11 protein-coding genes and 1 pseudogene are annotated in these 10,434 nt (G+C 61.2%); 2 read left to right on the top strand and 10 right to left on the bottom strand.

Going from position 1 to position 10,434, the window contains the following annotated elements; genetic code table 11:
- Both AC2VNK_RS04065 and AC2VNK_RS04060 read left to right on the top strand, forming a co-directional pair.
- On the top strand, nt 1-3,399 hold a 3,399-nt coding region (locus AC2VNK_RS04065), incomplete at its 5' end, for an FAD-dependent oxidoreductase (protein ID WP_486882903.1).
- A 6-nt stretch (nt 3,400-3,405) separates the two neighbouring features.
- Nucleotides 3,406-3,681 (top strand): spore coat protein U domain-containing protein, encoded by a 276-nt coding sequence (locus AC2VNK_RS04060; protein WP_486882905.1) that lies wholly within the window; start codon nt 3,406-3,408, stop codon nt 3,679-3,681.
- A gap of 22 nt (nt 3,682-3,703) precedes the next feature.
- Here the strand turns inward: AC2VNK_RS04060 and AC2VNK_RS04055 are convergent.
- The 10 genes and pseudogenes from AC2VNK_RS04055 to AC2VNK_RS04010 all read right to left on the bottom strand — a co-directional run.
- Nucleotides 3,704-3,814: pseudogene (locus AC2VNK_RS04055) on the bottom strand (cell division topological specificity factor MinE); the annotation flags it as partial.
- Nucleotides 3,815-3,879: 65 nt separating this feature from the next.
- Nucleotides 3,880-4,314 carry a DUF2442 domain-containing protein gene (locus AC2VNK_RS04050; protein WP_291522238.1) on the bottom strand — a complete coding sequence of 145 codons (435 nt, stop codon included), beginning with the start codon at nt 4,312-4,314 and terminating at the stop codon, nt 3,880-3,882.
- Nucleotides 4,289-4,549 carry a DUF4160 domain-containing protein gene (locus AC2VNK_RS04045; protein WP_291522236.1) on the bottom strand — a complete coding sequence of 87 codons (261 nt, stop codon included), beginning with the start codon at nt 4,547-4,549 and terminating at the stop codon, nt 4,289-4,291. The genes AC2VNK_RS04050 and AC2VNK_RS04045 overlap by 26 nt, the downstream gene beginning before the upstream one ends.
- Nucleotides 4,550-4,747: 198 nt before the next feature.
- Complete coding sequence (minE, locus tag AC2VNK_RS04040; protein WP_287766375.1) at nt 4,748-4,999, bottom strand: cell division topological specificity factor MinE; 252 nt, start codon at nt 4,997-4,999, stop codon at nt 4,748-4,750.
- A gap of 1 nt (nt 5,000) precedes the next feature.
- Nucleotides 5,001-5,810, bottom strand: a complete 810-nt coding sequence (gene minD / locus AC2VNK_RS04035) for a septum site-determining protein MinD (protein WP_291522233.1) — start codon at nt 5,808-5,810, stop codon at nt 5,001-5,003.
- An 18-nt stretch (nt 5,811-5,828) separates the two neighbouring features.
- Nucleotides 5,829-6,560, bottom strand: coding sequence for a septum site-determining protein MinC (gene minC, locus AC2VNK_RS04030; protein ID WP_291522231.1), 732 nt, complete (start codon nt 6,558-6,560; stop codon nt 5,829-5,831).
- Between the two features lie 29 nt (nt 6,561-6,589).
- Nucleotides 6,590-6,916, bottom strand: a complete 327-nt coding sequence (gene fdxA, locus AC2VNK_RS04025) for a ferredoxin FdxA (RefSeq protein ID WP_486882900.1) — start codon at nt 6,914-6,916, stop codon at nt 6,590-6,592.
- On the bottom strand, nt 6,913-9,492 hold the full coding sequence (topA, locus tag AC2VNK_RS04020) for a type I DNA topoisomerase (protein ID WP_486882899.1): 2,580 nt from the start codon (nt 9,490-9,492) through the stop codon (nt 6,913-6,915). Before topA ends, fdxA begins: the two co-directional genes overlap by 4 nt.
- Nucleotides 9,493-9,495: 3 nt before the next feature.
- Nucleotides 9,496-9,933, bottom strand: coding sequence for a Smg family protein (locus AC2VNK_RS04015; protein ID WP_291509762.1), 438 nt, complete (start codon nt 9,931-9,933; stop codon nt 9,496-9,498).
- Between the two features lie 9 nt (nt 9,934-9,942).
- Nucleotides 9,943-10,434, bottom strand: a 492-nt coding sequence (locus tag AC2VNK_RS04010; protein WP_486882897.1) for a DNA-processing protein DprA, incomplete at its 5' end; no start/stop codon positions are given.

Genomic DNA, 10,434 nt, shown 5'->3' with positions numbered 1-10,434 from the left:
CAGGATGGCGAGCTGGCGACCCGCCTCGGTGCCTATCGCGCTGGCGGTGAGGAGTTTGTTGGTCGGGTGCAGAGTAATTTATTGCTGCGGCTTGCGCTGTGGGTGGAGCGGTTTATCGGCGAACTTTTTGCCATTGACGCGGAAGTAGCGGAGTTGCAGGCGCGGACGCGCAGCCATGATGTGGTGATGGCGTTCAAAAAGCATTTTGTGCTGCGCCGCGCGCGCCGTTACCGTGGTGGATTTCCCGAATCTTTTGCCGATCTGGATCAATGGCTGGATGGAGAAATCCGGCAGCGCGGCTGGCCGCTGGGAGATCGCGAATGGGCCATTGCCCGGCTCGGTGAAGCCTGGCTCGAGGACGAAGCGGTCCACGCCGAGGCTATCGACCGTCTGACCCAGTGGTGTGCCCGCATCCTGAGTGACCCGCAGGCCGCCCTGGCGGTGCAAGGCTGGTCCAGTTTCCGCCTGCCGCAGCGGGTGGACCATGAAGCACTGGTACCCTTGAAACGGCGGGACGACCTCCCTGGTGCGCCTATGGTATCTCCGGAAGGCACCCTGCGCCGCCGTGACGGCTTTCATCTGACCGATCCGCGTATGGACCCGCGCAGCGTCCAGAGCGAAGTCCATTATTGCTTGTACTGCCATGATCACGACGGGGATTTTTGCTCCAAGGGCTTTCCCGAGAAAAAGGGCGTACCGGAACTGGGTCTCAAGGTAGACCCCCTCGGTGTCACCCTCACCGGCTGCCCGCTGGAAGAAAAGATCTCGGAAATGCAGGTACTGAAGCGGGACGGACTCCATATCGCCGCCCTAGCCATGGCGATGGTGGACAACCCCATGGTCCCCGCCACCGGACACCGCATCTGCAATGACTGCATGAAGGCCTGTGTCTACCAGAAGCAAGACCCGGTGAACATACCGCAGGTGGAGACCCGGATCCTCACGGACGTACTGAATCTGCCCTGGGGCGTCGAGATTTACGATCTGCTCACCCGCTGGAATCCGCTGCGGCAAACGCAATATCTGGCGCAGCCCTACAACGGGCGGAAGGTGCTGGTGGCGGGTATGGGCCCGGCGGGCTTCACCATGGCCCACCATCTCCTGCAGGAAGGCTGTGCGGTCGTGGGTATCGATGGCCTGAAAATCGAACCGCTGCCCCAGCAATGGCTGGAGCAGCCCATTCGCGACTGGAGCAGTCTCCAGGAGGACCTCGACGAACGGATTCTGCTGGGTTTTGGCGGCGTCGCCGAATATGGCATCACCGTGCGCTGGGACAAGAATTTTCTCAAACTGATCTACCTGACCCTGGCACGGCGCCCCCATTTCCAGATTTTCGGCGGCGTGCGGCTGGGCGGCACCATCACCCTCGAGAATGCCTGGGAACTGGGCTTCGATCACGTCTGTATTGCCACCGGCGCCGGCCTGCCGCGGGTAGTGCCCATGGGCGAAAGCCTCGCCCGCGGTATGCGCCAGGCCAGCGATTTCCTCATGGCCTTGCAGCTCACCGGAGCGGGCAAGCAATCCAGTCTCGCCAATCTGCAGGTGCGCCTGCCGGCGGTGGTCATCGGCGGCGGCCTCACCGCAGTGGATACCGCCACCGAGGTACAAGCCTACTATGTGCGGCAGGTGGAGAAGGTTCTGGCGCGCTATGAAGCGATGGCGGCGCGCTCCGGAGAAGAAAAACTCCGCGCCGGGCTCTCCGCGGAAGATACCGAAATTCTCGACGAATTCCTGAGCCACGGCCGCGCCGTGGGTGCGGAGCGCGAGCGCGCCGCCGCAGAGGACGAATCGCCCAACTTCGTGCCGCTGATCCAGTCCTGGGGCGGCGTCACCCTGGCGTACCGGAAAGGGATGCAGCAGTCACCCGCCTATACCCGCAACCATGAAGAACTCATCCAGGCCATGGAAGAAGGGCTCTATTATGGCGAGGGTCTCGACCCTCTGCGGGCAGAATTGGACCGTTATGGGCATATCGCGCACATGGTCTTCCGCCGGATGCGCGAGGTGGAAGGGCGCTGGCTGGCCAGCGATCAGGACCTGCGGCTACCCGCACGCGCCGTCTTCATCGCCGCCGGCACCGTCCCCAACACCATCTATGAAAGGGAATATCCGGGGACTTTCCAACTGGATGGGGACCACTTCCTGACCCATGTGGCCCACGATAACGGGCCGTTGCAAGCGGTGCAGGTGGCCGAGCACTGCAAGGCCCCCGAGGCCGGACCCTTTACTTCCTACGGTGATGCGCAAGGACATCGGATCAGTTTTATTGGGGACACGCATCCGGTGTTTCATGGCAGCGTGGTCAAGGCCATCGCCTCGGCCAAGGCGACCTACCCGCAGGTCATGCAAAGCCTGGGGACGCTGGATACCGCCGTCGATCCGGATGTGCAAGGCTTTCAGCAACGGTTGCAGCATCTGCTGAGCATGCGGGTACTCCGCATGGATCGCAGCAACCCCGCCGTCACCGAGATGTGGGTGGAGGCCCCGCTGGCGGCCCGCAATTTCCGGCCGGGACAGTTTTTCCGCTTGCAGACCTTCGAGAGTCACAGCCCGATCGTGAATGGCACCCGCTTACAGGTACCGGTACTGACGGTCAGCGGTGCGGGGGTGGAAGGGGACGCGGTGCGCCTCCTGATCCTGCAATGGGGCACCGGCCCGCGCCTGGTGGGACGCTTGCAGCCGGGCGATCCCCTGATTCTCATGGGGCCGACCGGCGCACCCACCGACATCCCCACGGGTAAAACGATACTGGTGGTCGCCGGACGCTGGGGCGCGGCGGTGATGCTCGATATCGGCCCGGCCTTGCGGGCCGCGGGCAACCGCGTGCTCTATGTGGCGGCCCTGGGCAAAGCCGGCGAACTGGATAACCAGGCGGAACTGGAAGAGGCCGCGGACCAGATCATCTGGTGTACGGGCAGTGGCCCGTTGATTGAAGCCCATCGTCCCCAGGATCTCAGTGTCGAGGCCAGCGACATGGTGGCCTTGCTGCGCGCCTATGGGGCCGGGGCATTACCGGGACAGGCGGCGCAGGGTGGGGAAGGCATTTCCCTGAAAGAAGTGGATCGCCTGATGGTCATGGGTTCCACCGGCCTGCTCAAGGGCTTTCAGCAGGCCCTCCAGGCGGAGCTACAGCCGTATTTCCGCGCTGATCTGGAGGCCACCGCGACGGTGGGCAGCCCCATGCAGTGCATGCTCAAAGGCGTCTGCGCCCAATGTCTGCAATGGCAGATCGATCCGGAAACGGGGCAGCGCACCAAGGCGGTATTTTCCTGTGCGCAGCAGGATCAGCCCCTGGCCTGGGTGGATCTGGATAACCTTACCGCCCGGCAGAGTCAGAATCGCTTGCTGGAAAGGATCTCCAGTCAGTGGCTGGATTACGTCATGAGCAGGGGAACATGACAAAAGATTCATAAAAAATTCTTCGCCTGCCTCGGCATACTGTCAACGCTGGCGCTTGGCCTGTTATCTGGCCAGGCCTCGGCGCGACAGCTCTATACTAATGCCACGTACAGCCAGGTGTGGGGCGATGGTACGGGCGGCACTTCCACCGTCTCGGGCACATGTTCCGGCAGCATGGGGTCCTGCTCCAGCAGCAAAACCGTCTACGGCCGGATTCCCGCCCTCCAGGCGCCAAGCCCCGGCGCCTACATCGACACCATTACGGTAACGGTCACGTACTGACTGATGATCCTAAACCCGGCGGTTATCCCTGCCGCTCCATACTCACCTTGATATTTTCCTTGTCCACGGGAATGTATTTGGCGATCACCGCCAGGAGTTCCCCCTGCAATGCCGGCAGAAAGTCGGGGCGGTCTATAGTGGACCCCCTCATCGTGGCATTGGACCAAGGCTGAGGGGAAGGAGAGGTTCATCCCGTTATTACGGTACGGCCTTCTTTTCCGTTGATGGCGGACGCCCGCCAAGCCGTCCGTTTTTTCTGGCTGCCTCTGCCTTGGCGGGACTTTTTGATATACCCCCTTTCCGTCCAAGGCTGCGCATCCATGCGGATGTGCCGAGAACTCCCCGCGCCAATGCAGGGACGTACAGATCAGCGTCCAGTCGCGGGAAGCGTAACCCCAAGCCATGCCCTTCAATGACGATCTCTGCCATGTCTGCGGGGGTGGCATGCTCCATGCCTTGAATCAATGCCGGTGGGATGTGCAGGCCAACGCCGTTATTCAGCTCGACCACGACCTTTCCCGCAGGTTGGTCATAGTAGGCGGACTCCGCCAGCGGGCCAGTGGCAAGCGTCTCCTGTCCACGCTGATTTGCGGCGTCCCAGTCGCGCTCAAGAATTTTGTCTATCTGGTCCATGGTGTCTCTCCCACTCTCCACAGAACAACGCCAATCGGGATATGCTTTCTTCCAAAATGTGACGCATCTCCGTTCTGGAAAAGCCGATATTCTCCCGTAGCTCAGGTGGCCCGTCCGGGCAATGCAATATCAATACTGCCCTACAATCCCCTTGTACCACATGCACATGAGCGGGACGATGATCGTTGAGGTAGATCACTACCCGCGTTGTGTCTATACGATCAATGGTGGGCATAATGCTATTATCCTATTCGTGCTTGGGTTTATATACAAGGCATCACCCCTATAATTTTCACCAAGGACGCTTTTTGTTCTCATCGTGCCCTATTGGTTCTGGCTTATCGTCAGCAAGTCATCGCATTGACTTACGGGGTTACCACATCGGTTTCGGGCCACCGACCTCTTGCTTATAGGTTTTGAGTGGCTGCCGTGCTCAGTGCTGGTCAGGGAACAGGATGTTCAATTCCAGCACTTCAAAATCTCCCCGCCGCTCCATGCTCACCTTGATGTTTTCCTTGTCCACCGGGATATATTTGGCGATCACCGCCAGGAGTTCTTCCTGCAATGCCGGCAGGAAGTCGGGACCGTCGGCATCCCGCTCGTGGGCGAGGATCAGTTTCAGGCGATCCTTTGCTACATGGGCAGTTTTCTTGCGGGAGCCGAGGAAGTAATCGAGAAAGGACATATCAGCCTCCAAAGAGTCGCTTGAAGAACCCCACCTTGACCGGCTGAATAAAACGCAGGGGACGCTCTTCACCGAGGAAGCGGGCGACGACGTCCTTATAGGCCTCAGCCACGTCGCTGTTTTCCATGTGAATGGCGGGTATGCCCTGATTGGAGGCCTGGAGGATCACTTCGGATTCGGGAATCACGCCCAGCAGGGGAGTGCGTAGCAGTTCCTTCACGTCTTCCAGGGAAAGCATTTCCCCATCTTCCACCCGCTTGGGGGAGTAACGGGTCAGCAGCAGATGCTCCTTCACCGGTTCCTCCCCCTGTTCCGCCCGCCGCGAGCGGGCCGCGAGAATGCCGAGAATGCGGTCGGAGTCGCGGACGGAGGAGACTTCCGGATTGGTGACCACAATGGCTTCGTCAGCATGGTAGAGCGCCATGAGCGCGCCCGACTCGATCCCCGCTGGTGAATCGCAAACGATGTAGTCGAATTCCTTGCGCAGTTCATCCATGACCGCCGTTACCCCGGCGGTGGTCAGGGCGTCTTTGTCGCGAGTTTGGGACGTGGGCAACACGTAGAGATTCTCACAGCGCTTATCCTTGATGAGCGCCTGCTGCAGTTTGGCCTCGCCCTGGATGACATTGATGAGGTCGTACACGACCCGTCGCTCGCAGCCCATGATCAGGTCGAGGTTGCGCAGACCCACGTCGAAGTCGATGACGACGGTACGATAGCCGCGCAGGGCGAGGCCGCTGGCAAAGGCGGCACTGGTGGTGGTTTTGCCGACCCCACCCTTTCCGGAAGTGATGACAATGATTTTGGCCACGGTTCTTTTCTCCAGGACTTATAGGTTTAAGGCAGTAATATGCAATTGCTCGTCGCGACTGTAAATTTGTGCCGCTTTGCCCCAGAGGGGATAACCAGGTTCCAGCGTCCGGTAGAGACCCGCGACAGAAACCAGTTCTGCCTCCAGGCTCACGCAAAAAATTCGCGCGGTATCCTGCCCGTTGACGCCGGCAAGGGCGCGGCCACGCAAGGGGCCGTATACATGGATGTTGCCGTCGGCCATGATTTCGGCGCCGGCGTTGACGGCGGCAAGACAGACGAGATCGCCACCCCGGGCGTAGCTGCGTTGGCCACCGCGTATCGGGTGATCAATAATCAGGCCGCCCGGACTTGCGGGGACGGGTTGCGTTGGCGGAGGCGTCTCCGGCTGCGGGGCGGCGTTACGATCCTGGCCCCGTAAAATGGGAAGGTGCAGATCTTGCGCCAAAGCCTGGTGGCCGGGCGCGGCATTGCGTAAACCGACAGGGAACCAGTTGGCGGCGCGCAATACCTCCAGGATTGCGGACAAAGCCAAAGGCGCTTCTTCGGGTATGGCACTCAGATCCAGGACCACCGGCGCATGGCGATGGAAATCGGCAGCGGCGGGGTGGCGTTGATGTTCTTCGGCAATACGCTGCGCCAGTTGTTGGGGGTTATTGCTTTCCAAGTGGAGGATGGAGAGGGTGAAAACGCCTCCGGACACGCGTAGGGGGGCGCTGGATTCCGTGCCGGGGGAGCGGGGGTTAGCCATGTTTCACGTGAAACATCGAAGCGCGCGCTTCATGAGCGCTGCAGCAAAGGACGCTTGTCGCCCTTGCCATTCCAGGTTTCGGCGTCGGGCAGTGCTGCCTTTTTACGGAGGATGACCGGCCAGTCTTTGCTGAGTTCGGCATTGAGGGCGGTGAAGTCGCGCTGATCGCTGGGAACGTCGTCATCGGCGAAAATGGCGTCCGCGGGACACTCGGGCACGCAGGCCGCGCAGTCGATACACTCGTCAGGATCAATGACGAGAAAATTCGGCCCTTCATGAAAGCATTCGACCGGGCAGACTTCCGCACAGTCGGTGTATTTACACTGGATGCAATTTTCGGTAACGACGTAGGTCATGAACTGGTGACGTCCTTTACAGAGCGCTTCCGCGGTGCAGGCGGTGCAGTCTCGCTGGCTGATGAGGCCGTGCTTTTGGACGACGCGGTTTTCTTTGTCGCCGTTATCTTGGCTTTGACTGGTTTTTTCGCCGTCGTTTTGGCTTTCGCGGGCTTTTTAGCGGTAGCCGTTGCCGCCTTCGCGGCCGGTTTCCTGGTGGTTTTCGCCGTAGTCTTACGGGCAGGGGCCCCCTTCTTGGCCGGCGGTACGCGCTTTTCGCGGGGCGGCGGCGGGGTGTAGTCGGGCAGCATGGCGGCGATTTCCGCGTCGCTGGCGTTCACCGGGAAGTGGAAAGCACATTCGCTCTGCGGGCAGGCGAGTTGTTCACCGAGGCGCTTGCCGCTTTTCTCGATCATAATCGGCCAGGCGCAACGGGGACAGGGGCGCGCCACGGGGGGTCCCCACACCGCATAGTTGCATTTGGGATAGGTGTTGCAGGAGTAGAATATTTTGCCGTAGCGGCTGCGTTTTTCGACGAGCTCGCCCGCACCGCACTGGGGACAGGTCACCCCCGAGGATTTGGGCTGGGTTAGTGGCTCAATATGCTTGCATTCGGGATAGCCGCTGCAGGAGATGAAGCGGCCGTAACGCCCGGTTTTGTACACCAGCGGCTTGCCACAGTCCGGGCAGTCGCGGCCTACGGGCTCGGCGGGTTCGCGAGGACCCTCCACCGGGCGGGTATAATTACATTCGGGATAGCCAGAGCAGGCCACAAAACGGCCGTGGCGACCGAGGCGCAGGAATAAGGGCTTGCCGCATTGTGGGCAGGTTTCGTCCAGTGCTTCACTGGTGGCTTCGGTGCGGCTGACGCTGGCTTTTTCGTCGAGGAGTGCGCGGAAGGGTCCCCAGAACGCGCTGAGCACCGGTTGCCATTGCTTTTCGCCGCGGGAAATGGCGTCCAGTTCGTCTTCCATGCTGGCGGTGAAGCCATAATCCACATAGCGTTCAAAGTGGTTGGTCAGGAAACGGCCGACCACCCGCCCGAGATCGGTGGGGCGGAAGCGGCGCTGCTCGACGGCGACATATTCGCGGTTCTGCAGGGTCTGAATAATGCTGGCATAGGTGGAGGGTCGACCGATGCCGTGGGCTTCCAGGGTTTTGACCAGGGTGGCATCGCTGTAACGAGGGGGCGGCTCGGTAAAGTGCTGTTCGGGATCAATGCCGAGTACCTGGGGTTCATCGCCGGTATGGAGGGGCGGCAGGATGCGATTACTCTCATCCTCGTCACCGTCATCCTTGCCTTCCTGATAGACGGCCATGAAGCCGGGAAAGGTGACGGTGGAGCCGTTGGCACGCAGGGTCCAATGGGTGCCGGCGTCCATATCGACGGCGACCAGGTCCATACGCGCGGGCGCCATTTGACAGGCAACACTACGCTTCCAGATAAGATCATAAAGGCGCCAGAGATCGCGTTCGAGCACGCCCTGCAAGGCCTCCGGGCTGCGGGCGATGTCCGTGGGGCGGATGGCTTCGTGCGCTTCCTGCGCGTTTTTGGTTTTCGTCTTGTAGCGGCGCGGAGTCTCGGGGACGAATTCGCTGCCGTAGTGGCTGCCGATAAAGTCCCGGATGGAAGCGATGGCCTCTTCGGCGAGGTTGACGGCGTCGGTACGCATGTAGCTGATGAGGCCCACGGTCTCGTTGCCGATATTGATGCCTTCGTAAAGCTGCTGGGCGACGCGCATGGTCCGGCTGGCGTTGAAGCCGAGCTTGCGCGAGGCTTCCTGCTGCAAGGTGGACGTGGTGAAGGGCGCGGCAGGCTGGCGTTGCCGGCTCTTGCGCTCCACTTCCCGGACCCGTAGCGCCTGGCGGCTGAGATCATCTTCCATGCCGCTGCGGATGGCCTCGGCCTGATCACTATTGGTGACGTCGAACTGTTCGAGCTTTTTCGTCTGCCAGTGGGTCAGGCGGCCGGTGAATTCGCTGCCAGCCTGCTGCAGGCGACTGGCGATGGTCCAGTATTCGCGGCTGACGAAGGCCTCGATTTCATTTTCGCGTTCGCAGATCAGGCGCAGGGCGGCACTTTGCACCCGGCCCGCCGAGAGGCCCGGACGCACCTTGCGCCAGAGTAGCGGCGACAGATTGAAGCCCACCAGGTAATCGAGGGCGCGGCGCGCTTGCTGGGCATTGACCAGGTCCATGGCGATTTCGCGGGGATGGGCGATGGCTTCCTGCACGGCTTTTTTGGTAATTTCGTGGAAGACCACGCGTTGCGCGGGCTTGTTGCCGAGCAGGTGACGTTCGCGTAGCAGCTCCACCAGATGCCAGGAGATGGCCTCGCCTTCGCGATCCGGATCGGTAGCAAGCCAGAGCTTGTCGGCGCCGCGCAGTGCCTTGGCGATGGCGTCCACATGGCGCTCATTGCGCTCGATGGCGGCGTAGTGCATGGCGAAATCATGCTCCGTATCTACGGCACCCTCTTTGGGCTGCAGATCACGCACATGGCCGTAGGACGCGAGCACCTGAAAATCATCCCCCAGATACTTCTGGATGGTCTTGGCTTTTGCCGGTGATTCTACAATAACGAGCTGGTGTGCCATAGGTTAGTGGAGAATCCGTGCGCCGTCGCTACCGAGCAAAGCATCGATCCAGAAGGCTTCGGGGCCGGGGTCGTTAGCCATCACCATGAAGGTCACCCAGTCGAGGGTTTCGAGATCGGTGTCGTCCAGTTCCAGGGCGAGCAGGCGATCGATGATGCGTTCACGCATGGCGCCGTTGATGACACCAAGCCGCTCCCAGTCGTGTAACTGACCGCGGGCGGCCACGGAAAGATTTTGCTGCTCGTAGGGGTGGTAGGCGCGTAGCGAGCGGGGGCTGGTCTCCTCTTGCTCCTCTACCGCGAAGCCTTCCATCCAGTCGAGGGCGCGCTGAATATCGTCGTCGGGAAAGCCGACGGCGCGTAAATGGTCTTCGACCATGTCGTCGTCTTCGTCGTCGAGATGGTCGAGCAGATAACTGATGATGTCTATGACGTCTTCCATGCCTTGGCCCTAGGAAGCAGGTGGGAGGCGACAGAAACGGCCGCCGGGACAGGCCGCGAGGTAACCTTGTAATTCCATGTCCAAGAGGATGGCCGAAAGCTCGGTCAGCGTCAATCCGCAGCGGCTGGCGATCTGTTCCGGGGCGAGGGGGTCGAAATCCATGGCGGCCCAGACCTTGGCCTGGACCGGATCTTCGGGCCGCCAGTCTGCTGCGGGTGTTGTCGCCTGACCGTCCCGCAGCACAGCGTACAGGGGACCGAGTTCGCTGAGCACGTCTTCGGCACTCTCGACCAGTTTGGCGCCGTCGCGGATGAGGCGGTGCGGGCCGCGCGACAACGGTGAGTGGATGGAGCCGGGGATGGCAAAGACTTCGCGGCCCTGCTCCATTGCCAACCGGGCGGTAATCAGTGAACCGCTGCCCTCTGCGGCTTCAACGACCAGTACGCCCAGGCTGAGGCCGCTGATGATGCGGTTGCGGCGGGGGAAGAGGCCACTGCGCGG

This window comes from Acidithiobacillus sp. TH-A35 (assembly GCF_057473505.1).
The sequence above is the reverse complement of the archived record's forward strand: the minus strand, read 5'-3'. Positions and strand labels throughout refer to the sequence as shown.

Excerpts from the sequence above, each read along its gene's own strand:
- AC2VNK_RS04050 (WP_291522238.1), bottom strand. The coding sequence starts at position 4,314 with ATGGACCAGATAGACAAAATTCTTGAGCGCGACTGGGACGCCGCAAAT.
- minE (WP_287766375.1), bottom strand. The coding sequence starts at position 4,999 with ATGTCCTTTCTCGATTACTTCCTCGGCTCCCGCAAGAAAACTGCCCAT.
- fdxA (WP_486882900.1), bottom strand. The coding sequence starts at position 6,916 with ATGACCTACGTCGTTACCGAAAATTGCATCCAGTGTAAATACACCGAC.
- topA (WP_486882899.1), bottom strand. The coding sequence starts at position 9,492 with ATGGCACACCAGCTCGTTATTGTAGAATCACCGGCAAAAGCCAAGACC.
- minC (WP_291522231.1), bottom strand. The coding sequence starts at position 6,560 with ATGGCTAACCCCCGCTCCCCCGGCACGGAATCCAGCGCCCCCCTACGC.
- AC2VNK_RS04015 (WP_291509762.1), bottom strand. The coding sequence starts at position 9,933 with ATGGAAGACGTCATAGACATCATCAGTTATCTGCTCGACCATCTCGAC.
- AC2VNK_RS04045 (WP_291522236.1), bottom strand. The coding sequence starts at position 4,549 with ATGCCCACCATTGATCGTATAGACACAACGCGGGTAGTGATCTACCTC.